Annotated in this window: 24 protein-coding genes; 21 read left to right on the forward strand and 3 right to left on the reverse strand. The window is 68.9% G+C overall.

Annotated elements, in window-relative coordinates; genetic code table 11:
- Positions 1-5: 5 nt before the first annotated feature.
- From lepB to M0L44_RS03655, 9 genes are all read left to right on the forward strand, one after another.
- Positions 6-974, forward strand: coding sequence for a signal peptidase I (gene lepB / locus M0L44_RS03615; protein ID WP_252768246.1), 969 nt, complete (start codon positions 6-8; stop codon positions 972-974).
- Between the two features lie 10 nt (positions 975-984).
- A complete protein-coding gene (locus M0L44_RS03620; protein WP_252768247.1) occupies positions 985-1,371 on the forward strand; it encodes a DUF4845 domain-containing protein in 387 nt (128 codons plus the stop codon).
- Positions 1,372-1,383: 12 nt separating this feature from the next.
- A complete protein-coding gene (gene rnc / locus M0L44_RS03625) occupies positions 1,384-2,094 on the forward strand; it encodes a ribonuclease III (RefSeq protein ID WP_252768248.1) in 711 nt (236 codons plus the stop codon).
- Positions 2,095-2,192: 98 nt separating this feature from the next.
- Entirely contained in the window at positions 2,193-3,131 is a 939-nt protein-coding gene (gene era / locus M0L44_RS03630; RefSeq protein ID WP_252768249.1) for a GTPase Era, read from the forward strand.
- Positions 3,132-3,159: 28 nt separating this feature from the next.
- Positions 3,160-3,966, forward strand: a complete 807-nt coding sequence (gene recO, locus M0L44_RS03635; RefSeq protein ID WP_252768250.1) for a DNA repair protein RecO — start codon at positions 3,160-3,162, stop codon at positions 3,964-3,966.
- Positions 3,963-4,754, forward strand: coding sequence for a pyridoxine 5'-phosphate synthase (locus M0L44_RS03640; RefSeq protein WP_252768251.1), 792 nt, complete (start codon positions 3,963-3,965; stop codon positions 4,752-4,754). Before recO ends, M0L44_RS03640 begins: the two co-directional genes overlap by 4 nt.
- Positions 4,755-4,757: 3 nt before the next feature.
- On the forward strand, positions 4,758-5,177 hold the full coding sequence (gene acpS / locus M0L44_RS03645) for a holo-ACP synthase (RefSeq protein WP_252768252.1): 420 nt from the start codon (positions 4,758-4,760) through the stop codon (positions 5,175-5,177).
- Entirely contained in the window at positions 5,174-6,238 is a 1,065-nt protein-coding gene (gene nagZ / locus M0L44_RS03650) for a beta-N-acetylhexosaminidase (protein ID WP_252768253.1), read from the forward strand. The genes acpS and nagZ overlap by 4 nt, the downstream gene beginning before the upstream one ends.
- Positions 6,239-6,274: 36 nt before the next feature.
- Positions 6,275-6,763 (forward strand): c-type cytochrome, encoded by a 489-nt coding sequence (locus M0L44_RS03655; RefSeq protein ID WP_252768254.1) that lies wholly within the window; start codon positions 6,275-6,277, stop codon positions 6,761-6,763.
- Between the two features lie 69 nt (positions 6,764-6,832).
- Here the strand turns inward: M0L44_RS03655 and M0L44_RS03660 are convergent, their stop codons facing one another.
- Positions 6,833-9,652 (reverse strand): Rne/Rng family ribonuclease, encoded by a 2,820-nt coding sequence (locus M0L44_RS03660; RefSeq protein WP_252768255.1) that lies wholly within the window; start codon positions 9,650-9,652, stop codon positions 6,833-6,835.
- Positions 9,653-10,413: 761 nt separating this feature from the next.
- On the opposite strand from M0L44_RS03660, the gene M0L44_RS03665 reads away from it, so the two are divergent.
- From M0L44_RS03665 to bioF, 10 genes are all read left to right on the forward strand, one after another.
- A complete protein-coding gene (locus M0L44_RS03665) occupies positions 10,414-11,430 on the forward strand; it encodes an RluA family pseudouridine synthase (RefSeq protein WP_252768256.1) in 1,017 nt (338 codons plus the stop codon).
- 9 nt (positions 11,431-11,439) lie between these two features.
- Positions 11,440-12,102 carry an HAD-IA family hydrolase gene (locus M0L44_RS03670; protein ID WP_252768257.1) on the forward strand — a complete coding sequence of 221 codons (663 nt, stop codon included), beginning with the start codon at positions 11,440-11,442 and terminating at the stop codon, positions 12,100-12,102.
- A gap of 6 nt (positions 12,103-12,108) precedes the next feature.
- Positions 12,109-12,513 carry a Rieske (2Fe-2S) protein gene (locus M0L44_RS03675; RefSeq protein WP_252768258.1) on the forward strand — a complete coding sequence of 135 codons (405 nt, stop codon included), beginning with the start codon at positions 12,109-12,111 and terminating at the stop codon, positions 12,511-12,513.
- Positions 12,514-12,567: 54 nt separating this feature from the next.
- A complete protein-coding gene (locus M0L44_RS03680; RefSeq protein ID WP_252768259.1) occupies positions 12,568-13,632 on the forward strand; it encodes a S49 family peptidase in 1,065 nt (354 codons plus the stop codon).
- Between the two features lie 100 nt (positions 13,633-13,732).
- The gene (panB, locus tag M0L44_RS03685; RefSeq protein WP_252768260.1) at positions 13,733-14,596 is read left to right on the forward strand and encodes a 3-methyl-2-oxobutanoate hydroxymethyltransferase; all 864 of its coding nucleotides are present in this window, start codon (positions 13,733-13,735) and stop codon (positions 14,594-14,596) included.
- 60 nt (positions 14,597-14,656) lie between these two features.
- On the forward strand, positions 14,657-15,496 hold the full coding sequence (gene panC, locus M0L44_RS03690) for a pantoate--beta-alanine ligase (protein WP_252768261.1): 840 nt from the start codon (positions 14,657-14,659) through the stop codon (positions 15,494-15,496).
- Between the two features lie 51 nt (positions 15,497-15,547).
- Positions 15,548-16,582, forward strand: a complete 1,035-nt coding sequence (bioB, locus tag M0L44_RS03695) for a biotin synthase BioB (RefSeq protein WP_252768262.1) — start codon at positions 15,548-15,550, stop codon at positions 16,580-16,582.
- 62 nt (positions 16,583-16,644) lie between these two features.
- Entirely contained in the window at positions 16,645-18,018 is a 1,374-nt protein-coding gene (gene bioA, locus M0L44_RS03700; protein WP_252768263.1) for an adenosylmethionine--8-amino-7-oxononanoate transaminase, read from the forward strand.
- Between the two features lie 9 nt (positions 18,019-18,027).
- Positions 18,028-18,711: a dethiobiotin synthase gene (gene bioD / locus M0L44_RS03705; protein ID WP_252768264.1), complete on the forward strand. Its 684-nt coding sequence runs from the start codon at positions 18,028-18,030 to the stop codon at positions 18,709-18,711.
- A 32-nt stretch (positions 18,712-18,743) separates the two neighbouring features.
- Positions 18,744-19,967 (forward strand): 8-amino-7-oxononanoate synthase, encoded by a 1,224-nt coding sequence (bioF, locus tag M0L44_RS03710; RefSeq protein ID WP_252768265.1) that lies wholly within the window; start codon positions 18,744-18,746, stop codon positions 19,965-19,967.
- 8 nt (positions 19,968-19,975) lie between these two features.
- Here the strand turns inward: bioF and M0L44_RS03715 are convergent, their stop codons facing one another.
- Positions 19,976-21,226, reverse strand: a complete 1,251-nt coding sequence (locus M0L44_RS03715; protein ID WP_252768266.1) for a DUF2325 domain-containing protein — start codon at positions 21,224-21,226, stop codon at positions 19,976-19,978.
- 139 nt (positions 21,227-21,365) lie between these two features.
- Complete coding sequence (hemP, locus tag M0L44_RS03720) at positions 21,366-21,563, reverse strand: hemin uptake protein HemP (protein WP_252768267.1); 198 nt, start codon at positions 21,561-21,563, stop codon at positions 21,366-21,368.
- A gap of 165 nt (positions 21,564-21,728) precedes the next feature.
- On the opposite strand from hemP, the gene bfr reads away from it, so the two are divergent.
- Both bfr and M0L44_RS03730 read left to right on the forward strand, forming a co-directional pair.
- A complete protein-coding gene (gene bfr, locus M0L44_RS03725; RefSeq protein WP_252768268.1) occupies positions 21,729-22,211 on the forward strand; it encodes a bacterioferritin in 483 nt (160 codons plus the stop codon).
- A 118-nt stretch (positions 22,212-22,329) separates the two neighbouring features.
- The gene (locus tag M0L44_RS03730) at positions 22,330-22,551 is read left to right on the forward strand and encodes a (2Fe-2S)-binding protein (protein WP_026096334.1); all 222 of its coding nucleotides are present in this window, start codon (positions 22,330-22,332) and stop codon (positions 22,549-22,551) included.
- The last annotated feature ends 12 nt before the right edge of the window (positions 22,552-22,563 follow it).

Raw genomic sequence — 22,563 nt, forward strand, 5'->3', positions numbered from 1 at the left:
CCCCCATGAGTGCATTGACCGCCGTGCTGTACGGCGCCCTGATCGTCTACCTGGGCGGTTGGTATCTGGATCTGTGGTTCGGCAACTTCGCGTTGCTGCTGCTCATTCTTTCCGTGGTCACCGGCCTCTACTGGGTGGCCGAGAAGTGGCGCTTCAAGCCCCGGCGCGAGGCGGCTGCGCGCACCCTGGAAGCCCAGGATGCCGCCCGCCGGACTGAACTGTCCAAGCTCGGCATCGACAAGGTCGATGGCGACATCGCCGCGGCGCGCGAGCAGTTGCTGCGCCAGCCCTGGTGGCTGGATTGGACCGCGGGCCTGTTCCCGGTGATCATCGTGGTCTTCGTGATGCGCTCGTTCCTCTTCGAGCCGTTCAAGATCCCCTCGGGCTCGATGATTCCGACGCTGCAGGTGGGCGACCTGATCCTGGTGAACAAATTCCACTACGGTGTGCGCCTGCCGGTGATCGACAAGAAGATCATCGCCAACCACGACGTCGCGCGGGGTGATGTGGTGGTGTTCCGCTATCCGGTGGACCCGCGCCTGGACTACATCAAGCGGGTGATCGGCGTGCCGGGTGACGAGGTCTCCTACCTGAACGCCCAGCTCAAGATCAACGGTCAGCCGGTGCCCACCCAGGCCCTGGGCGACGCCTACGATGACGAGAGCATGCGCTACATGGCCCAGTTCTCCGAGAAGATCGGTCCGGTGGAACACAGCATCCAGCGCCGCCCGCAGGTGCTGCCGTTCAATGTGGACGCACCTCGGCAGTTCCCTTTCCGCGAGAACTGCCGCTACAGCATCGAGGGATTTGTCTGCAAGGTCCCCGCGGGTCACTACTTCATGATGGGTGACAACCGGGACAATTCGGAAGATTCGCGATACTGGGGCTTCGTGCCGGACGAGAACATCGTGGGCCGAGCCTTCTTCGTCTGGATGAACTTCCGCAACCCCGGCCGCATCGGCGGCTTCCAATGAGGTGAACCCCATGGCGATCCGCAACCGGTCCCACCGTCCTGTCACTGCCGCTGGCCGCCAACGTGGCCTGTCGCTGTTCGGCATGCTGCTCTGGGCCGTGCTGATCGGGATGCTGGCGGTGCTGGCCATGAAGGTCTTCCCCACCGTCAACGAATACCTCACCATCCAGCGCGCGGTGCAGAAGATCGCGGACTCAGGCGCCACCACCGCGCCTGAAATCCGCAGGGCCTTCGAGGCACAGCAGGCCATCGAGTACTCGATCAGCTCCATCAGTGCCAATGATCTGGAGATCGACTCGAGCGGCGACCACGTGAAGATCAGCTTCTCCTATGACAAGGAGATCGAGTTGTTCTCACCGGTCTTCCTGCTGATCAAGTACCGCGGTGGCAACCGCTGAGGAACGACACAGATGACGGTGTCGGGACGTGACGAACTGCTGCAGCAGCGCCTGGGTCACCGCTTCCAGCGGCCCGAGCTGCTGCGGCGTGCGCTCACCCACCGCAGCTATGGGGCGGAGCACAACGAACGCCTGGAGTTTCTGGGTGACGCGGTGCTCAGTCTGGCGGTTTCGCGTTTGCTCTTCGACCGCTTCGGCGATTCCGACGAAGGTGACCTGACCCGGGTGCGTGCCCATCTGGTGCGTGAGGACAGCCTGCACAAGGCTGCCCTGCAGTTGCACCTGCCCGAGGTCCTGCGCATGTCCGAGGGCGAGGCCAAGGGCGGTGGCGCCCAGCGTGCGTCCATTCTGGCCGATGCCATGGAGGCCGTCATCGGCGCCGTCTACCTGGATGGTGGGCTGGAGGCCGCGCAGGCCCTGGTCCAGCAGCTGTTCGGCGAGGTCATCACCTCCACCACCGCCGAGAGCTGGCGCAAGGACGCCAAAACCGAACTCCAGGAATGGCTGCAGGGCCGCCGGCTGCCGGTGCCGTCCTACCGCATCCTGGCCACCCGGGGCCAGGCCCATGCCCAGACCTTCGAGGTCGAGTGTGCCGTGCCCAGCCTGGGCAAGGCCCAGACCGGCGAAGGCCGCTCCCGCCGGACTGCCGAGCAGGAAGCCGCCCAGAAGATGCTGGCGCTCCTGCAGGCCGAGGACGGCGTGCGTCCCGGCGCGCGCGACTGACATCTCTTTCCGCCGGAGGCCCCTGCACAGGCCTTCGGATCCTCTGACCCTGCCGGTCGCGCCCATGCGCGACCCGCGACAGCCTGTTTCGCCGCACAATGTCCAACGTGGAACCCGACCAGCCCTTTTCCCTGCCGCCGTCCGAAGTGGATGGGCAGCCCACCCGTTGTGGCCTGATTGCCATCGTCGGGCGCCCCAATGTGGGCAAGTCCACCCTGATGAATGCCCTGGTGGGGCAGAAGATCAGCATCACGTCCAAGAAGGCGCAGACCACCCGCCACCGCATCACCGGCGTTCGCACGGTGGACGAGGCGCAGTTCGTGTTCGTGGACACCCCGGGCTTCCAGGTCAAGCACGCCAATCCGCTCAACCGCACCCTCAACCGCACGGTGCAGTCCACCCTGTCGGACGTGGACATCGTGCTGTTCCTGGTCGAGGCCGGCCGCTTCGGTATGGCCGATGCCAAGGTGCTGGCACTTGTTCCCGAGGGCAAGCCCTGCGTGCTGATTGCGAACAAGCTGGACACCGTGCAGCGGCGGGCCGACCTGCTGCCCTGGCTCAAGAGCATGCAGGAGCGCCACGCCTTCACCGAGTTTGTGCCCATGTCGGCCCAGAAGCAGGCCGATGTGGACCGACTCTTCGCCATTCTCAAACCTTATCTGCCCCAGCAGGAGTGGTTCTACGGCGAGGATGCGCTGACCGACCGCAGCGAGAAGTTCCTGGCCAGCGAGATCATCCGCGAGAAGCTCTTCCGCCTGACGGGCGATGAGCTGCCCTACACCTCCACCGTCGTGATCGACAAATGGGAGGAGGAGGGCGCCTTGCGCCGCATCGCCGCCACCATCGTCGTCGAGCGCGATGCCCACAAGGGCATGATCATTGGCGAGAAGGGGGAGCGGCTCAAGCGCATTGGCACCGAGGCCCGGCAGGAGTTGGAACGCCTAATGGAGGCCAAGGTCTTCCTGGAGCTCTTCGTCAAGGTGCGTTCCGGCTGGGCCGCCACCGAGGAACACCTGCGCAGCTACGGCTACGAGTGAGCGCGCCGACCGCTCCCACCGCATCGGCATGTCCTCTCGCCGCGCCACGGCCCCCGCACCGGCCTATGTGCTGCACCGCTACGACTGGAGCGAGTCCAGCCTGATCCTGGACCTCTTCAGCCGGGACCAGGGCCGCATCACCGTGGCGGCCAAGGGCGCCAAGCGGCCCTACTCTCAGCTGCGTCCGGTGCTGCTGCCATTTCAGCGCCTGCTGGTGGTGGCCAGCCGGCCGGCCAAGGACGAGACGGCCGACATCCTCACTTTGCGCAGCGCCGAATGGGCCGGTGGCCAGCCCATGCTGGGCGGCTCGGCCCTGTTCAGCGGCTTTTACCTCAACGAGTTGCTGATGAAGCTGCTGGCCCGGCACGACCCGCACCCGCTGCTGTTCGATGCCTACGCCGCCACGCTGCCTGCGCTGGGCGCGGCCGACGACACCCTGACCCAGGCCGCACTGCGGGCCTTTGAGATCGTGCTGCTGCGCGAGATCGGCCTGCTGCCGCAGCTGGACGAACAGACGGCCTCCGGCCTGGCCCTGGCCGCCGATGCGCCCTACCAGCTGCGGCCCGAACTGGGCCTGGTGGCCTGGCAGCAGGGTGAAGCTGCACTGCCCGGCGCCCGCTGGGCGGCCCTGCAGCAGGCCCTGGACCATGGCGCGCTGGCCGAGCTGCAGGTCCTGTGCGCCCAGGCCTTGCCCGCGCTCAAGACCACCCTGCGTGGCCTGCTTCACTATCATCTGGGTTCGCCCCGACTGCGTACGCGCGATGTGATGATCGACGCGCAGCAGCTGATGGACGCACCTCTCCCTCTGGCGTCTTCCTCGCCGACCACACCATGAACCCGCTCGTCGCTCCCGAAGCCGGTGGCCATTCCGGCGCCGGCACCGCTCTGTCGGTCAACCTCAACAAGGTCGCGCTGCTGCGCAACACCCGCCACCTGGGCATCCCCAGCGTGACGCGGGCTGCCGACATCGTGCTGAAGGCCGGTGCCCAGGGCATCACGGTGCACCCCCGTCCGGACGAGCGCCACATCCGCGGCAGCGATGTGCACGAACTGGCCGAGTTGCTCCGGGCCTGGCCGGCGGTGGAATACAACGTCGAGGGCAACCCCCTGCACAACCTGATGGACTTCATCCGGGCGGTGCGGCCCCACCAGGCCACCTTCGTGCCCGACACGGTGGGGCAGTTCACCTCCGACCATGGCTGGAACCTGCCGGCCGATGCACCGGTGCTGAAGCCGCTGATCGACGAGTGCCATGCGCTGGGCGTGCGGGTCAGCCTCTTCATGGACCCGCTGCCTGAGGCCATGGGCCCCGCCGCGGCGCTGGGGGCGGACCGGGTTGAGCTCTACACCGAGAGCTGGGCGGCGGCCTGGGGCACGCCCCGGCAGGAGGAGGTCGGGGCCCGTTTCGCAGCTGCGGGCCAGGCCGCACTGGCGGCCGGCCTGGGCGTCAATGCCGGCCACGACCTGAGCCGGGACAACCTGGCTGACTTCCTGCACCTCGTCCCGGGCGTGCAGGAGGTCTCCATCGGCCACGCCCTGATCGCCGATGCGCTGGAACTGGGCTACGACGCCACGGTGCGGGCCTACCTGGCCTGCATTCGCCAGGTGCAGCCCCGGGCCTGAGCCATGGTCGTCGGCATCGGCACCGACATCTGCGACCTGCGCCGCATCACCGCGGTGCTGGCCCGCAAGGGCGACCGCTTTGCCCGGAAGGTGCTGGGACCGGCCGAATGGCAGGTGTTCCAGGCCCGGCGCGCGCGGGAGGAGGGCCGTGGCCTGGCCTACCTGGCCACCCGCTTCTCGGCCAAGGAGTCCTTCTCCAAGGCCATCGGCCTGGGCCTGCACATGCCCATGACCTGGCGTGCCTGCGAGATCCTCAACCACCCCAGCGGCCAGCCCTTTGTGCGACTCTCGGGTGAGTTGGCCGACTGGTTCGCTGCCCGCGGCTGGCGCGCCCATGTCACCCTCAGCGACGAGACCGACTACGTGGTCAGCTTCGTCGTCGTCGAAACCGCTGCCGACGCGTCCGCGTCCTTGTCCCCATGAACCACCACAGCCCCGTCATCCTCGACATCGCCGGCACCGCATTGACCGCCGACGACCGCCGCCGCCTGGCCCATCCGCTCACCGGCGGACTCATCCTCTTCACCCGCAACTGGCAGCACCGGGCCCAGCTCACCGCGTTGATCGCGGAGATCAAGGCCATTCGCGAAGACCTGCTGGTCTGCATCGACCATGAGGGCGGCCGGGTGCAGCGCCTGCGCACCGACGGCTTCACCCACCTGCCGTCGATGCGTCACTACGGCCAGCGCTGGATGCAGGACGCGATGGTCGCCACCGAGGCGGCCACCGCGGCCGGCTTCGTGCTGGCCAGCGAGTTGCGCGCCTGTGGGGTGGACCTCAGCTTCACCCCGGTGCTGGACCTGGACCATGGCGAGAGCAGCGTGATCGGCGATCGGGCCTTCCACCGCGACGCCCGCGTGGTGACCCTGCTGGCCAAGAGCGTGATGCACGGCCTGCTGCTGGCCGGCATGGCCAACTGCGGCAAGCATTTCCCCGGTCACGGCTTCGTGAAGGCCGACAGCCATGTGGCGGTGCCGGTGGACAAGCGCTCGCGCAAGGCCATCCTGACCGAGGACGCGCAGCCCTACAGCTGGTTGGGCGGGGCCTTGGCCAGCGTGATGCCGGCCCATGTGATCTACCCCAAGGTCGACGCGCGGCCGGCCGGCTTCTCCCCGGTCTGGCTGCAGGACATCCTGCGGCACCAGCTCGGCTTCGAGGGCGCCATCTTCAGCGACGACCTCAGCATGGAAGGCGCCCGCTTCATTGAGGGGCGGGCGGTGAGTGCCACCGAAGCCGGCGTGGCGGCGCTGCAGGCCGGCTGCGATCTGGTGCTGCTGTGCAACCAGTCCCAGGTGGAGGGGGGGCGGCCGGTGGATGAGCTGCTCGACGGCCTGATGCAGGCCGAGACCCAGGACCAGTGGGCGCCGGAGCCGCTGTCGGAGCGGCGCCGCCTGGCCCTGTTGCCCCAAACCGAACCACTGCCCTGGGACGAGCTGATGATGTCGCCGGCCTACCAGCGGGCGCTGGAGCGCCTGCAGGGCTGAGCCCCCTTCCTTCATACGACCGAGGAGAGAGACCCCATGAAGCTGCACCTTTGTTCAAGCGGGTTGCGCCCCGCCGCGGTCGTGTTGGCCGCGACCACCTTGCTCGCCGGCTGTGCCGTGGAGTGGCAGAACCGCGAGCCAGCCCGTCAGCTGGCCAAGGCCGCCGCGCCCCAGGGCTCCGTCTATGGTGGCTGGCGGGTCTTCCAGGCCCGTTGCGCCAGCTGCCATGGGGCCGACGCGGCCGGCCTGCCGGGGGCCGGTCCCAATCTGCTGGAGCGGGTGTCCTCGCTGGGCGAGCGCCGCTTCGTCGGCCTAGTGCTCAACCGCTACGACTGGGGTCTGCCGCCGCAACAGGCCGATCGCAACGCGCTGGTGGATGACGTGGTGGCCGGTCGGCAGGGGCTGCTGACCATGCCCGCCTGGGCCGGTGAGCCGGTGGTCACGGCCCACATCGGTGACCTCTATGCCTACCTGTCGGCCCGTGCCGAAGGCACCGTGGGCCCGGGGCGGCCGACGGCGCCCTAAGTCTTCGCCGCCTTGCTTTCCAAAAAAAACGGCCCCGAGGGGCCGTTTTCATTGGGGCACTGACAGCGCTCAGGACTGAGGCGTGTCGAATGGCAGGGTGACCTGGCTGAGGTCCTTGCGGGTCTCGACCAGCACCAGCGGGCCCTGGTCCATGACCACCGCCGGCGGCCGCTCGCGCGGCACATGGACCGGCTTGGGTTCAGCCGCGATGGCTTCCTTCACCACGCGCACCTTCTCGGCGTCGGAGTTCACCCAGCTCAGGCCGGCACCCGCTGCGATGGCGTTGAGCTCATCCAGGGCCAGGGTGTAGGTCGGCACCACGACCGGGGCAGCAGCGACCGGAGTTGGGGTCGGGGCCGGGGCTGCGGCCGGTGCGGCCGCAGGCGTCTCGACCGGAACCGGGGCATCGGCCACCACGCTCGGCGCAGCGGCAGCGGTGTCCTCGCCCAGCGGTGCAGCCTCGGGGGTCTGGCCGCCTTCGTCCTGCGTGTCCACCTGCTCGCGGCGGGGACGGCGGTTGCGGCGACCACGGCCTTCGCGCTCACCTTCGGCCGGCTCGGCGGCCGGCGCTTCGGTTGCGGCGGCCACCAGATCGGCGGCCTCGGCGGCACGGGCTTCGGTCGGGGTTTCGCCATCGGCCATGCCTTCGGCGCCTTGGATCACCTCGCCTTCGGTGCGCTCACCGTCGCGGCCACGGCCACCACGGCGGCGGCGGCGGCGGCCGCCATTGCGCTCGGCATCGGCCAGCGCGCCTTCAGCCTCCGCGCCCTCGACCTTGTCGGCCAGGGCATTGGCCGGCACTTCCAGTTCGGTGCGCGGCTTGCGTTCCTGCGTGTTGGCGTCCAGGGCCTCCACCCGCTCGGGGGCGTTGCGACGGCCTTCGCCGCGGCCACCACGTTCACCGCGTTCGGCGCGCTCAGGACGCTCCCCGCGTTCCCCGCGGTTGTCTTCGCGGCGCGGCTTGTTGCCGCCTTCGCCGCGACCGCCTTCCGCACGCTGGCCGCCGTTGCGGCCACCGGCTTCACCGCGGCTGCCGCGCTCACCGCGTTCGCCACGGTCCCGGCGGTTGCCGCCGTTGCGGCCGCCACGTTCACCCCCTTCGGTCTTGGCCGCCGGAGTGGGCTCGGCCTTGGCGACCGGCGCCGGGGCCGGCTCCGTGCCGAAGAGCTTCTTGAGCCAGCCGAAGAAGCCACCACCGCTGGCCTGGGCCGGCGCAGGCGTCGGGGCCGCGGCCGCAGCGGCCGGAGTCGGTGCCGGCGTGGGAGCGGGCGGCGGGGCCACCGGGGCCGGCTGGTCGGGCAGCACGCCCTTGATCACCGGCTCCTGCTTGGGCTTGGCCTTTTCGCGACGGGAGATGGACACCTCTTCGTCGGTCTCCTGCACCATGGTGTAGCTGGCTTGCAGGTTTTCCAGGCGCGGGTCGTCGTGGCGCAGGCGCTCGAGCTTGTAGTTGGGCGTGTCCAGGTGCTTGTTGGGCACCAGCAGCACGGCGATGCGCTGCTTGAGCTCGATCTTGCTGATCTCCTGGCGCTTTTCGTTGAGCAGGAAGGAGGTCACTTCCACCGGCACCTGCACGTGCACGGCAGCGGTGTTTTCCTTCAGAGCCTCTTCCTGGATGATGCGCAGGATCTGCAGCGCCGAGGACTCGGTGTCGCGGATGTGGCCGGTGCCGTTGCAGCGCGGGCAGGTGATGTGGCTGCCTTCGGACAGGGCCGGGCGCAGGCGCTGGCGGCTCAGTTCCAGCAGGCCGAACTTGGAGATGGAGCTGAACTGCACGCGGGCACGGTCGAAGCGCAGGGCGTCTTTCAGACGCTGCTCGACATCGCGGCGGTTCTTGCTCTCCTCCATGTCGATGAAGTCGACCACGATCAGGCCACCAAGGTCGCGCAGGCGGCACTGGCGGGCGATCTCGTCGGCGGCTTCCAGGTTGGTGCGGGTGGCGGTTTCCTCGATGTCGGTGCCGCGCGTGGAGCGCGCCGAGTTCACGTCCACCGCGACCAGGGCCTCGGTGTGGTCGATCACGATGGCGCCGCCCGAGGGCAGGTTCACCGTGCGGCTGAAGGCCGTTTCGATCTGGTGCTCGATCTGGAAGCGCGAGAACAGCGGCGCGTCATCCCGGTAGCGCTTCACGCGATTGGCCGATTCCGGCATCACGTGGTTCATGAACTGCTGGGCCTGATCGTAGATGTCGTCCGTGTCGATCAGGATCTCGCCGATGTCGGCGGTGAAGTAGTCGCGGATGGCGCGGATCACTAGCGACGATTCCTGGTAGATCAGGAAGGCGCCCTTGCCCACCTTGGACGCGCTGTCGATGGCGTCCCAGAGCTTGAGCATGTAGTTCAGGTCCCACTGCAGCTCGGCGGCGGAACGGCCGATGCCCGCGGTGCGGGCGATCAGGCTCATGCCCTTGGGGTAATCGAGCTGATCGAGGTTTTCCTTCAATTCTTCGCGCTGTTCACCCTCGATGCGGCGGCTCACGCCACCGCCACGCGGGTTGTTGGGCATCAGTACCAGGTAACGGCCGGCCAGGCTGACAAAGGTGGTCAGCGCCGCACCCTTGTTGCCGCGCTCTTCCTTCTCGACCTGGACCAGCAGTTCCTGGCCGTTGGCGATCACGTCCTGGATCTTGGCGTCCTTCACGGAAACGCCTTCCTTGAAGTACTGGCGCGAGATTTCCTTGAAGGGCAGGAAGCCGTGGCGGTCCTCACCGTAATCGACGAAGCAGGCTTCCAGGGACGGCTCGACGCGGGTGACGACGGCCTTGTAGATGTTGCCCTTGCGCTGTTCGCGTCCTTCGATCTCGGTCTCGAAGTCGAGCAGCTTCTGGCCATCGACGATCGCGAGGCGCCGCTCTTCCGGCTGCGTCGCGTTGATCAGCATGCGTTTCATGTGCACTCCTGTCCACGTGCGCCCGGCAAGCCGGCCGCACGAAATGGAGGCGACGCTCGGACGTCATCGAAAAGGAGGACAGTCCGAACGGCACCCCGAACGATGCACGAGAAAACGGAAAAGCCGGTGGAAGGAATCGCCCTGGACTGCCCAAAGTGCCGCTCGTGGCGGACTCAGGTGGACAGCGTTGGCGCGTGCGCCCGGGTGTCAGAACCCCGGTTGCCGGATGGCGCGAATCCCGGGCGCACGGCAAGGGCCGTGGGCGCACGCTCCCATGCAGGCCGCTCCGGTGGAGCACCGGGGCCTGTCAAACGGAAGCAATCAGGAAACGACAGCATGCGGAAAACGGATTCGTTCACTCAGAACGCCGGGCTCGATCCTGGACCGAAGGTCGGTCTGGTCATCGCGCCCGATGAAAACCTTTTGATGGACCCCTGCCGAGGCAGGGCGGCACATTCCATGTCTCTCTGCCGCCAGATTTCCGAGGCCGTCGATCACGTCGGGACCGGCCATTCCAGGGGAATCAGGCGTTGCATCACCTTGCGGCGCGCAAGAATTCTGCGCGCCTTTCCACGATATCGCCCGGGGTGCCCGAGGTAAACTCAGAAAAATCAAGCACTTAGGGCTCAATCGTGGCTCAGACCATTATAAAGGCGAAAAACAGGCCCGCCACGGCCCGTCGCAGCACGCCTGACAAAACCACCGGGGCGCCCCGGCTGGCCCCACGAAAGACGACCTCCAAGTTGGCGCCCACTCCGGCGATGACGCCGGCCCCCAAGGCCGCGAAGCCCGAGCGGGCCGCGCCGGTGGCCCCGAGCGTTCGTCTGGTCACGGTGGATGAACGCTCGGTCGGCCAGCGCCTGGACAACTTCCTGCTGCGCGAACTCAAGGGCGTCCCCAAGACCCATGTTTACCGGATCATCCGCTCCGGCGAGGTGCGGGTGGACAAGGCCCGGGCCAGTGCCGACACCCGGCTGGAAGAGGGCCAGGTGGTGCGTGTGCCGCCGGTGCGGGTGGCCGAGGCGCCTGACGAGGCGACGGCCGCGGCGGTGCCGGCCCGCGAGTTCCCGGTGCTGTTCGAGGACGAGCAACTGCTGGTGATCGACAAGCCGGCCGGCGTGGCCGTGCACGGCGGCAGCGGGGTCAGCTTCGGGGTCATCGAGCAGCTGCGCCGAGCCCGGCCGCAGGCCAAGTTCCTGGAATTGGTGCACCGGCTGGACAAGGAAACCTCGGGCCTGCTGCTGCTGGCCAAGAAGCGCAGCGCCCTGACTGCGCTGCAGGACCAGTTTCGCCAGCGCGAGACCGGCAAGACCTATGCGGCCCTGGTGATCGGCGACTGGCCGGCGCGCAAGAAGGTCATCGACGTGGCCCTGCACAAGTACCTGACCGCCGAGGGCGAGCGCCGGGTGCGTGCCGTGCCGGGCGACGACGAGGATGGCCGGCGCTCCATTTCGCTGGTGCGGGTGGCGGCCCGCTACGCCGGCTTCAGCCTGCTGGACGTGACCATCAAGACCGGCCGCACCCACCAGATCCGGGTGCACTTGTCGCACGAGGGGCATCCCATCGTCGGCGACGAGAAGTACGGCGACTTCGCCCTGAACAAGGCCCTGGCCGCCGGCCGGACGGTGGCGGGCGCGCGTTTCGACCGCATGTTCCTGCATGCCCGGCGCCTGGCCTTCGACCATCCGGTCAGCGGGGCCCGCATTGAGCTGGAAGCCCCCTTGCCTCCGGAATGCGAGACACTGCTGGCCCAGCTGACCCCGGCCACGGCCGCCTGATTTCCGACCATGACCCGTTCCCGCCGCTTCGACCTCATCGCCTTCGATTGGGATGGCACGCTGTTCGATTCCACCGCCCTGATCGTGCGGTGCATTCAGCGCGCCGCCCAGGACCTGCAACTGCCCGTGCCCAGCGACCAGGAGGCCGCCTTCGTGATCGGCCTGGGCCTGCACGAGGCGCTGCAGAAGGTGGTGCCGGGTCTGCCGCCCGAGCGCTACCCGGAGTTGGGGCAGCGCTATCGCCACCACTATTTCGCCGCCCAGCACGAGATCAGCCTGTTCCAGGGCACGCTGGAGATGCTCAGTGCGCTGAAGGACCGGCACCATTGGCTGACCGTGGCCACCGGCAAGAGCCGCCGCGGTCTGGACGAGGCGCTCTCCAGCACCGAGCTCAAGGGGGTGTTCGATGCCAGCCGCACCGCCGACGAGACCTTCTCCAAGCCGCACCCCCGCATGCTGGAGGAACTGATGGCCGAGTTCGGCGTACCGCCGGAGCGCACGCTGATGATTGGCGACACCACCCATGACCTGGAAATGGCCCGCAACGCGCGCACCGCGGCGGTGGGGGTCAGCTTCGGGGCCCACGATCCGGCGGCTTTCGTGCCGCTGAATCCCCTGTTCGTGGCCCACTCCACCCCCGAGTTGCATGCCTGGCTGCTCGACAATGCCTGACACACCATGACCGAGCCGGCTGCGTCCTCCCGCATCGCGCTGTGCGCCAGCCAGGCGCTGGCCGAGCGGGGTGATGCCTGGGTGTTCGACGTGCTGCTCTGGGGCCGGCCGGCCCGGGCCTTTGTTCTGCGCTTCGAGGGCCGGGTGGTGGGCTACCTGAACCGCTGCGTGCATGTCTCCGCCGAGATGGACTGGCAGCCCGGCCGCTTTCTGGATACCCAGAAGCGCTGGATCGTCTGTGCCCTGCATGGCGCCACCTTCGAGCCCTCCGATGGCTACTGCATTGCCGGCCCCGGGCGGGGCCAGCGCCTGCGGGCCCTGCGGGTGGAAGAAGAGGGCGATCAGGTCTGGTGGTGGCCTGATGCCGATGTCCGACCCGCCCCGCCTGCCCCGGCGCCAACCTTGCTCTGAACCCGTTCCGGCCGCCTGCGGCGAGCCGGCTTTCCGCCTCTCCAACTGAACACCATGTCGTCGAACGAACCGTCCACGCCGGATCCCCTGGGTCCGTACGACTCTCCGCTGAGCGCCTCGCCCGCGCCGGAATCCGCCGCCAGTCCTGCAGCGGCGCCTGCCGCGTCACCGTCGCCCGAAGCCCAGCGCCTGGCCGGGCTGGAATCCCTGCTGCAGCAGTTTGGCAGTGAGATGCTGCGCCAGCGCCGCAGCGAACGCCGCTGGCGCATCGGCTTCCGGCTGGCCTGGTTCGGCCTGGTGCTGGCCGTGGCCTGGGCGGTGTTCACCCAGCACGGGATGCGTCCGGCCGCACCCTCGGGCCCGCACACCGCACTCATCGAGGTGCGTGGCGAGATCGCCGAGCAGAGCGAGGCCAGCGCCGAGAACATCGTCGCCTCGCTGAAGTCGGCCTATGAGGACGACGCCGCCAAGGGCATCGTGATGCGCTTCAACTCGCCGGGCGGCAGCCCGGTGCAGGCCGGCATCGTCAGCGACGAGATCCAGCGTCTGCGCAAGCTGCACCCGAACAAGAAGCTCTACGCCGTCTGCGAGGAGATGTGCGCCTCGGCGGCCTATTACATGGCCGTCAACGCCGACGAGATCTACGTCGACAAGGCCAGCATCGTCGGCTCCATCGGCGTGCTGATGGACGGCTTCGGCTTCACCGGCCTGATGGACAAGCTGGGCGTCGAGCGCCGCCTGCTGACCGCGGGTGCCAACAAGGGCATGCTGGACCCGTTCTCGCCGGTCGACGAGAAGCAGAAGGGCTACGCCGAGGCGATGCTGGCGCAGATCCACAAGCAGTTCATCACGGTGGTCAAGCACGGCCGGGGGGACCGCCTGAAGGTGGACGAGGACACCTTCTCCGGTCTGTTCTGGAACGGCGAAGAGGCCGTGAACAAGGGGTTGGCCGACCACTACGGCAACCTGGACTACGTGGCCCGCGAGGTGGTCAAGGCCGAGGACGTCATCGACTACACCCCGCAGGAAAACGTGGCCGAACGCCTGGCCAAGCGATTTGGCGCGTCGATCGGCGAAGGCGCCGTCCACGCCATGCGCGCCATCGGTCCGCTGCGTTGAAGGGCGGTTGCTCCGAGGCAGGGCCGGTCGCCGCAGGCCCTCGGGCCTGGGTGCACAATGCCGGTCCCTGCCCGTGTGGCAGCCGTCTCTGAGTTGATCCATGAGTGTCCATCCGGTTGAACCCACTGCTGCCGCGCCCCGCCCGGCGCTGAACCTGCCCCGTCTGCGCGACATGGCCGCCCGCGGCGAGAAACTCGCCATGGTGACCTGCTACGACGCGACGTTTGCCCAGCTGCTGGATGCGGCCGAGGTGGACATCCAGCTGGTGGGAGATTCGCTGGGCAATGTGGTGCAGGGCCAGAGCAGCACCCTGCCGGTCACGCTGGAGCACATGGCCTACCACACGGCCTGTGTGGCCCGGGCCAAGCGCCAGGCCTGGCTGGTGACGGACATGCCCTTCGGCAGCTACGAGGCCAGCCCGCAGCAGGCCTTCGAATCGGCCGCGGTGCTGATGCGTGCCGGCGCCCAGATGGTCAAGATCGAGGGCGGTGGCGACATCGCCCACACGGTGCGCTTCCTGGTGGACCGGGGCATCCCGGTCTGCGGACACCTGGGCCTGACGCCGCAGCGCGTGCATGCCCTGGGGGGCTTCCGCATCCAGGGGCGTGACGAGGCCGCGGCGGCCCAGCTCAAGGCCGATGCCGCCGCCCTGGCCCAGGCCGGCGCCGCCATGCTGGTGCTGGAGCTGGTGCCCTCTGCGTTGGCCCGCGAGATCACCCAGGCCCATCCCGAGATGATGACCATCGGCATCGGGGCGGGCGCGGGCACCACCGGCCAGGTGCTGGTGCTGCACGACCTGCTGGGGCTGACCTCCGGCAAGCGCCCGCGCTTCGTGCGCGACTTCACCCGCGAGCCCGGCACCGCCGCCGATGCGCCGGGCCTGTCGGTGGCGCAGGCCCTGCGTCGCTACGTTGTCGACGTGAAGGCCGGTCGTTTCCCCGACGAGGCCGTGCACGGCTACTGATTCCTGAACACTGAGGTGGGCTGGCCTGGGCAAGGCCGGGTCCGCAGGAGGAGAGGGCGCATGCGCGTCATTCACACCATTGCCGAGCTGCGCCAGGCGCTGGCCGGCCAGCAGCGCACGGTCTTCGTGCCGACCATGGGCAATCTGCACGAGGGCCACCTGAGCCTGGTGCGCGAGGCCGCCCGGCGCGGCGGCCCGGTGGTGGTCAGCATCTTCGTCAACCGGCTGCAATTCCTGCCGCACGAGGACTTCGACCAATACCCCCGCACGCTGGCGCGCGACGCCGAGTTGCTGGCCCCGGCCGGCTGCGACATCGTCTTCGCGCCCTCTGAATCCGAGCTCTACCCCGAGCCCCAGGCCTACAAGGTGCAGCCGCCCGCAGCCCTGGCCGATCTGCTGGAAGGCGAGTTTCGCCCCGGCTTCTTCACGGGCGTGTGCACCGTGGTGATGAAGCTGTTCCAGATCGTGCAGCCGGCCGTGGCCGTCTTTGGCCAGAAGGACTACCAGCAGCTGGCGGTCATCCGCGGCATGGTGCGCCAGTTCGCGCTGCCCCTCGAGATCGTCGGCCACGCCACGGTGCGGGCCGAGGATGGCCTGGCCCTGTCCTCGCGCAACGGCTACCTCCAGCCCGCTGAAAGGGTGGAAGCCATCGCCCTGGCCCAATCCCTGCGACAATTGGCCGCAGGCGCCCGGGACGGTGCCGCGACGCTGGCCTCGATCGAGGCCGCTGCCGCGGACAGCCTGCGGGCCCGCGGCTGGGTGCCGGATTACCTCACCCTGCGCCGCCGGTCCGACCTGCTGCCGCCGACCGACGCCGAGCGTCTGGCCGGCGAGCCCCTGGTCGCGCTGGGTGCAGCCCGTCTGGGCCAGACCCGTCTGATCGACAACCTCGAGCTTTGAGCGCCCCGGCGCCCAGCCTGGCCCGAGCCATTTCCAGCGAGAAGGAACGCGATGTCCACTGCCACCTCCTGCACCAGTGAAGCCAACACCACGGCCCAACCGATCCAGATCCACCGCCCCCGCGCGGCGGAGCCGGCCGGCCCCCAGCGTTGGTCGGTGGCCGACATCGAGGCGCTCTTCAACCTGCCGCTGACCGAGCTGATCTTCCGCGCCCAGACGGTGCATCGCGAGCACTTCGACCCGGCCGAGATCGAGCTGGCCACGCTGCTGTCGATCAAGACCGGCGGCTGCCCCGAAGACTGCGGCTACTGCCCGCAGTCGGTGCACTACGACACCGGGGTCGATGCCACCAAGCTGATGGAAGTCGACGCGGTGCGCGAGGCAGCACTGGCCGCCAAGAGCGCTGGCGCCACCCGCTTCTGCATGGGCGCCGCCTGGCGTGCCCCCAAGGACCGCGATGTGGAGAAGGTGGCCGAGCTGGTGCGCGAGGTGAAGTCGCTGGGCCTGGAGGCCTGCTGCACCCTGGGCATGCTGACCGAAGGCCAGGCCCAGGAGCTCAAGAAGGCCGGCCTGGACTACTACAACCACAACCTGGATACCGCGCCGGAGACCTACGGCAAGATCATCTCCACCCGCGACTACCAGGACCGCCTGGAGACGCTGGAGCATGTGCGCAATGCCGGCGTGTCCGTCTGCTGCGGCGGCATCGTCGGCATGGGCGAAAGCCGCACCGAGCGTGCCGGCCTGGTGGCCCAACTGGCCAACATGGACCCGTATCCCGATTCGGTGCCCATCAACGAGCTGGTGCAGGTTGAAGGCACGCCGCTGCACGGCACCGAGAAGCTGGACCCCTTCGAGTTCGTGCGCACCATCGCCGTGGCGCGCATCACCATGCCCACCGCGCGCGTGCGCCTGTCGGCTGGCCGCCGTGGCCTGGGCGAGGGCGTGCAGGCCCTGTGCTTCCTGGCCGGTGCCAACTCCATCTTCTACGGCGACAAGCTGTTGACCACCGGCAACCCCGAGGCCGACGACGACCGGGCGCTCATCTCGCGCCTGGGCCTGAAGGTCAAGCACGTGATGGGCTGACCGCCTTTCACCGTCGAACGGGCCGCCTGCGGGCGGCCTTTTACATGGCAGGGATCCACCCCATGAGTCGCAACACCGAATGGCATGACCGTAGCCTGGCCGCGGTCTGGCACCCCTGCACCCAGATGAAGGCCCATGCGGCCGAGGGCGCGCAGCTGCCGCTGGTCCCCATCGCCCGGGCCGAGGGCCTGTGGCTGTACGACCATGACGGCGGCCGCCTGCTCGACGGCATCAGCTCCTGGTGGGTCAACCTCTTCGGCCACGGTCACCCGGCCATCCGCGATGCGCTGATCGACCAGTTGCACCGGCTGGACCATGTGATGCTGGCCGGCTTCACCCACGCGCCGGTGGTGGAGCTGTCCGAGCGCCTGTCGGCCCTGACCGGCCTGGGCCACGCCTTCTACGGCAGCGACGGGGCTTCGGCCACCGAGATCGCGCTGAAGATGAGCGCGCACTACTGGCGCAATGTGGGGCGCCCGGGCAAGAACCGCTTCATCGGCCTGACCGGCGGCTACCACGGCGAGACGGTGGGTGCGCTGGCGGTGACCGACATCGCGCTGTTCCGCGAATCCTATGCGCCGCTGGTGCGCCTGGCCGCCACCGTGCCCAGTCCCGACGCCCGCCTGGCCCAGCCCGGGGAGGCGGCCGAGGACGTGGCCAACCGGGCCGCCGACGCGCTGGCCGACTGGCTGGCCGAGCATGCCGACGAGACGGCCGCGCTGATCCTGGAGCCGCTGGTGCAATGCGCCACCGGCATGGCCATGCACCACCCGCGCTACCTGCAGCGGGTGCGTGCGCTGTGCGACCAGCACGAGGTGCATCTGGTGGCCGACGAGATCGCGGTGGGCTTCGGCCGCACCGGCAGCTGGTTCGCCCACCAGCAGGCCGGTATCCGGCCCGACTTCATCTGCCTGTCCAAGGGCCTGACCGGTGGCACGCTGCCGCTGTCGGCGGTGCTGACCACCGACGCCGTCTACGCCGCCTTCTACGACGACCAGGCGGCCCGCGGCTTCCTGCACTCGCACAGCTACACCGGCAACCCGCTGGCCTGCCGCGCCGCGCTGGCCGCCACCGAGCTGCTGGCTCAGCTGGACCCGGTGAAGGTCAGCGAGGTCAGCGGTGCGCGCCTGTGGTGCCAGTTCGAGGGCCTGAGCCAGCACCCGCGGGTGCGTTTTGCCCGCCGGCAGGGAATGATCTTCGCCTGGGACGTGGCCACCAGTCTGCCGGACTTCGCCCGCCGCTTCGCCCGCCACGCGCTGGCCCAGGGCGTGCTGCTGCGGCCCATTGGCAACACCGTCTATGCCATGCCGCCGCTGGTCATCAGCGAGACGGAAGGCGAGTTCCTGGCCCAGGCCGCCCTGGCCGCGCTCAACACCACGCTGGCCGAAGAGACCGGCGGTGCCCCCAGCACCCACGGCGTGGTCGATGGCGTCTGAGAGAGAACCATGTTCAAAGGCTGTTTCGTCACCGGCACCGACACCGGCATTGGCAAGACCCTGGGCAGCTGCGTGCTGCTGACCGCGCTGGCGCGCCACCACGCCAAGGTGGTGGGCATGAAGCCCATCGCCTCGGGCCTGATCCCGCACGAGGGCGGCTGGGCCAGCGAGGATGCGCTGGCGCTACGCGCCGCCTCCACCCTGAAGGTGCCGCCCGAGCTGGACAACCCCATCTCGCTGCCCGATCCGCTCTCGCCCCATCTGGCGGCCGCACGGGCCGGTCGGCGCATCGAGCTGCCCTTTCTGGTCGAGCGCTACCAGACCCTGGCGGCCCAGGCCGACGTGGTGGTGGTGGAAGGGGCGGGCGGCTGGTACGTGCCGCTCAACGAGCAGCACATGATGTCCGATCTGGCCGCCGCGCTGGGCCTGCCGGTGGTGCTGGTGGTGGGCCTGCGCCTGGGCTGCCTGAACCACGCGGCCCTCAGCGCCGAGGCCATCCAGGCCCGCGGGCTGACCCTGGCCGGGTGGGTGGCCAACCGGGTGGACCCGGACATGGCCTGCCAGGAGGAGAATCTGGCTTGGTTGAAGACCCACATGACCGGGCGTGGCGTCCCGCTGCTGGCCGACATTCCGTGGCAGGCGCAGCCCGATCCGGCGCGGGCCGATGTGACGCTGCCGACCGACTGGACCTGACGATCCGGCCTGTGCGGCAAGGGAGTGATGCGATGAGTTGGCTCGACGAGTTTTCCCACCGCCTGAACGAGCTGGAGGCCCAGCACCTGCTGCGCCAGCGTCGGGTGGTCACGCCGCTGCCCGGTGCCCTGATGCGGGTGGACGGCCAGGCCATGCTGGCCTTTTGCAGCAACGACTACCTGGGCCTGGCGGCCGATGCCTCGCTGGTCGAGGCCGTGCAGCAGGCCCTGCCGCACTACGGCGTCGGTTCCGGCGCCTCGCCCATGGTCAGCGGGCACACCGCGGCCAATGCCGCCCTGGAAGATGAGCTGGCGGACTTCGTGCAGCTGCCCCGCGCGCTGTACTTCTACGCCGGCTTCGCCACCAACGTCGGGGTCATCCCCGCCCTGGTGGGCCTGGGTGACGAGATCTTTGCCGACCGCCTGAACCATGCCAGCCTGATCGACGGCTCGCTGCTGTCGCGGGCCCGCCTGCAGCGCTACCGCCATGCCGATCTGGAGCACCTGGCCCAGATGCTCCAGGCCAGCGAGGCCAAGCGCAAGCTGATCATCAGCGACGCCGTCTTCAGCATGGATGGCGATGTGGCCGATATTCCGGGCTTGCTGGCGCTGGCCGACGAGCACGATGCCCTGCTGCTGCTGGACGATGCCCACGGCCTGGGCGTGATGGGCCCGCAGGGCCGCGGCGCGCTGGCGGTCGCCGGCCTGACCGGGGCCAACGCCTCGCGCCGCATCCTCTACATGAGCACGCTGAGCAAGGCGGTGGGCGTGGCCGGCGGTTTTGTGGCAGGTGACGCCACGCTGGTGGAATGGGTGCTTCAGAAGGCACGCAGCTACACCTTCGCCACCGCGGCACCGGCCCTCCTGGCCGAGGCCATTCGCGCCGCGCTGCGCCGCATCGCCCAGGGCGATGCCTTGCGCGACCAGCTGCATGCCCGCATCCTGCAGCTGCGCCGGGGGCTCATGCCGGCGGCCGATTCACCGATGGCCAGCCTGGGCTGGGCACTGATGCCCTCGGACACGGCCATCCAGCCACTCATCGTGGGTCAGAACGCCGTGGCCCTGGCCCTGACCGATGCGCTGCGCCAGCGCGGCCTGTGGGTGCCGGCCATCCGGCCGCCGACGGTGCCAGTGGGCACGGCACGGCTGCGCATTGCGCTGTCGGCCGCCCACACCGAAGCCGATGTGGACCGGCTCATCGCCGTGCTGCACGAGTTGGCGGCCGAGCAGTTCCAGGCGGTGCTGCGGGCCGACTGAGCCCGCGCTCAGTCCTTCACCGGTTTCAGAATCACCAGGGCGCGACGCAGACTGGCCGCACTGGGCTTGTCCACGAACACGCAGCGCTTGCCGGTGCGCTTGCAGTGGTCCTTCACCCGCCAGTAGGCGTCGTGGCTGATGCAGCCGGTCTGGCAGATCACCAGGTCGGCGGCGGCCAGCGTACTGTCCAGGCGGGCGATGTGGTCCTGCTCCCCGCCATCGTGGTGCATGAAGCGGGCGCCCACCTCCTCGATCAGGCGTCGGTAGGCCGGCACGCTGGCGGGGCGCCCGCCCACGCAGAGCACGGCCCGCTCGCCCAGCGCCTCGCCGGCGGTCGGCTCCCGTGGACCGGGGCCGTCCTGCGCTTCGACGCGGGGAGGCTGGCCGTCCGGCGGCTCGGCCTGCGCCTGGCGCAGACGCTCCATGTCCAGGGTCTGCTGAGTGCGCAGCAGCGCGCGCTCCAGGTCCTGGATGCGCTCGAGCTGCCGGGCCAGCTGTTCGCTCAGTGCCTGGCGGCCGCGCAGGTCGGGGATGCTGGCTTCCAGGGCGGCCAGGTCTTCGCGCAGGCAGGCCACCAGCGTGTCCCGACCGACCAGGGCGGCCCGGGCGAGCACCAGCTCGGACTGCGTGCGCTCGAGCTTCTGCGCCTGCTCTCGGGCCTGCCGCGTGCAGCGCTCTTGCACGCGGGCCAGCTCATTGGCCAGCACCCAGTTCTCGTCGAGCAGGCTGTCCAGGCGGGCCAGGTCGGCCCGGTTGGCCGCGCCGGCCTGGTGCTGCAGCAGGTGGATGTCCTGCAGCACATGTTCTTCCAGCGCGGCATCGCAGCGGGGATGGGTCAGCGTCGCCCACAGGGCACCGGGCACGCTGTCGCCCTGGCGTTGCTGCTGCCACCATTGGACCAGGGCTTCGGTGGTCTTGAGCCTCTGGCTCTGGCGCACGGTCAGCAGGTAACGCCGGTCCAGTTCCTTCTGCACGGCTTCGGCCATCGGCGAGCGCTGCCGACAGTCACTGTTCACGCCGCAGTGCAGCGCGTAGTCCGTCGCCAGCGCCTGGCCGCCCAGCACCTTGTCGGCCAGGCGCCGCACCACCGGCAGGGGCAGGCACACGCCGATCACCGGACAGTGGGCGTGGGCGCCCAGTTCCCAGATGCGCCGGCGTCGGGAGCCCAGGCGCTCGGGGATGAGCAGCGGGTCGGGCCGGCAGCAGGATGCGTTGTCGGCAGTGACGGGGCCGATCGGCTGGGGCAGCAAGAGGTTCATGCGGGCCTCCTCGGGGCAAAGAGGCGCACGGGCTGGCGGGAGGCTGGCGGTGTGCGAAAGGCAGACGGGCGCTGGATTCAGGCCACGTTCGCCCGGACGGCAGACAGCTGGATGGATCGGGTGGGTTGGAGGGTGTGGTTCATTTGGTCAGGATCAGCTTGCCCAGGGCGGTGAGTCGAAGTCGGTACACCTGATCGCCATGGTGGATCTCTGCCTGCTCGGCCTGGCCCAGCAGGGTGCGGCTGTCCCAGCGCGGACAGGGACTGCCTGGGCCCCCCGACGAGGGGGCCGTGCGGGTTTTGTTCAGGCCGAGCGATGAGAGGGGGGTGGGGGGCATGGGCGATGGCATGGAAGCATCGTAATGCGAATCATTCGTGATTAATGATAAGCCATCTCGTCTTTGTGGGTATGTTCGTCGAGCGCCCGTGAAGGCCTGACACCGGCTCGCCAGCCGACCCCGAGTTGCGCAGAATGGGGCACTTTCACGCCGCAGGAGAACGCCATGAAGGGCGATGCCAAGGTCATCGAGTTCCTCAATGCCCAGCTCAAGAACGAGCTCACCGCCATCAACCAGTACTTCCTGCATGCCCGCATGCTGAAGAACTGGGGCCTGATGCGTCTGGCCAAGCACGAGTACGAGGAATCGATCGAGGAGATGAAGCACGCCGACAAGCTGATCGAGCGCGTCCTGATGATCGAAGGCCTGCCCAACCTGCAGGACCTGGGCAAGCTCTACATCGGTGAGAGCGCGGTGGAGGTGCTGCATTGCGACCTGAAGATCGAGATGCTGTCGCACCCGCTGCTCAAGGACGCGATTGCCCACTGCGAGAGCGTGCGCGACTTCGTCTCGCGCGACATCCTGCTGGAAATCCTGGACGACACCGAGGACCACATCGACCACCTGGAGACCGAGATCGGTCTGGTGGCCCAGGTGGGTGAGCAGAACTGGCTGCAGACCCAGATCGGCGAGGGCGGGGCCTCCTGAGCCGGCTGGGTCGGCCCGGGCGGGTCAGTCCAAGCCCCCAGTCTCCGTATGGCAGTTGGGAAGTATTCGCATTCGCGATATGCTGAGCGCACCGTGTCATCCCAACCCGTGTGCGCCCATGATCGTCTGCCTCTGCAACCGCGTCAGCGACCGTGACATCCGCCATGCCGTCCAGGTGGAGGGCGTGCGCGATTTCGAGCAACTCAAGGACTGGACGCAGGCCGCCTCTTGCTGCGGCTGCTGCCATGACTGCGCCCGCGAGGTCTTCGAGGAGGCCTGCGCCGCGGCCCCGGCCAACGAGTCCTCGGTGGCGCCGGTCATCCTGATGGCCCGGGCCTGAGCGCCGGGGCCA

Origin of the sequence: Ideonella oryzae (assembly GCF_024055665.1) — a bacterium.
GTDB classification, from domain to species: Bacteria; Pseudomonadota; Gammaproteobacteria; order Burkholderiales; family Burkholderiaceae_C; genus Ideonella; species Ideonella oryzae.

Bases quoted from the DNA above. Each gene is read 5' to 3' on its own strand.
- bioB (WP_252768262.1), top strand. From the start codon at position 15,548: ATGTCCACTGCCACCTCCTGCACCAGTGAAGCCAACACCACGGCCCAA.
- M0L44_RS03655 (WP_252768254.1), top strand. From the start codon at position 6,275: ATGAAGCTGCACCTTTGTTCAAGCGGGTTGCGCCCCGCCGCGGTCGTG.
- M0L44_RS03670 (WP_252768257.1), top strand. From the start codon at position 11,440: ATGACCCGTTCCCGCCGCTTCGACCTCATCGCCTTCGATTGGGATGGC.
- M0L44_RS03640 (WP_252768251.1), top strand. From the start codon at position 3,963: ATGAACCCGCTCGTCGCTCCCGAAGCCGGTGGCCATTCCGGCGCCGGC.
- bfr (WP_252768268.1), top strand. From the start codon at position 21,729: ATGAAGGGCGATGCCAAGGTCATCGAGTTCCTCAATGCCCAGCTCAAG.
- M0L44_RS03715 (WP_252768266.1), bottom strand. From the start codon at position 21,226: ATGAACCTCTTGCTGCCCCAGCCGATCGGCCCCGTCACTGCCGACAAC.
- acpS (WP_252768252.1), top strand. From the start codon at position 4,758: ATGGTCGTCGGCATCGGCACCGACATCTGCGACCTGCGCCGCATCACC.
- bioD (WP_252768264.1), top strand. From the start codon at position 18,028: ATGTTCAAAGGCTGTTTCGTCACCGGCACCGACACCGGCATTGGCAAG.
- M0L44_RS03620 (WP_252768247.1), top strand. From the start codon at position 985: ATGGCGATCCGCAACCGGTCCCACCGTCCTGTCACTGCCGCTGGCCGC.
- nagZ (WP_252768253.1), top strand. From the start codon at position 5,174: ATGAACCACCACAGCCCCGTCATCCTCGACATCGCCGGCACCGCATTG.
- M0L44_RS03730 (WP_026096334.1), top strand. From the start codon at position 22,330: ATGATCGTCTGCCTCTGCAACCGCGTCAGCGACCGTGACATCCGCCAT.
- M0L44_RS03675 (WP_252768258.1), top strand. From the start codon at position 12,109: ATGACCGAGCCGGCTGCGTCCTCCCGCATCGCGCTGTGCGCCAGCCAG.
- lepB (WP_252768246.1), top strand. From the start codon at position 6: ATGAGTGCATTGACCGCCGTGCTGTACGGCGCCCTGATCGTCTACCTG.
- rnc (WP_252768248.1), top strand. From the start codon at position 1,384: ATGACGGTGTCGGGACGTGACGAACTGCTGCAGCAGCGCCTGGGTCAC.
- era (WP_252768249.1), top strand. From the start codon at position 2,193: ATGTCCAACGTGGAACCCGACCAGCCCTTTTCCCTGCCGCCGTCCGAA.
- hemP (WP_252768267.1), bottom strand. From the start codon at position 21,563: ATGCCCCCCACCCCCCTCTCATCGCTCGGCCTGAACAAAACCCGCACG.
- panC (WP_252768261.1), top strand. From the start codon at position 14,657: ATGCGCGTCATTCACACCATTGCCGAGCTGCGCCAGGCGCTGGCCGGC.
- bioF (WP_252768265.1), top strand. From the start codon at position 18,744: ATGAGTTGGCTCGACGAGTTTTCCCACCGCCTGAACGAGCTGGAGGCC.
- M0L44_RS03680 (WP_252768259.1), top strand. From the start codon at position 12,568: ATGTCGTCGAACGAACCGTCCACGCCGGATCCCCTGGGTCCGTACGAC.
- bioA (WP_252768263.1), top strand. From the start codon at position 16,645: ATGAGTCGCAACACCGAATGGCATGACCGTAGCCTGGCCGCGGTCTGG.
- M0L44_RS03660 (WP_252768255.1), bottom strand. From the start codon at position 9,652: ATGAAACGCATGCTGATCAACGCGACGCAGCCGGAAGAGCGGCGCCTC.
- panB (WP_252768260.1), top strand. From the start codon at position 13,733: ATGAGTGTCCATCCGGTTGAACCCACTGCTGCCGCGCCCCGCCCGGCG.
- M0L44_RS03665 (WP_252768256.1), top strand. From the start codon at position 10,414: ATGACGCCGGCCCCCAAGGCCGCGAAGCCCGAGCGGGCCGCGCCGGTG.
- recO (WP_252768250.1), top strand. From the start codon at position 3,160: ATGTCCTCTCGCCGCGCCACGGCCCCCGCACCGGCCTATGTGCTGCAC.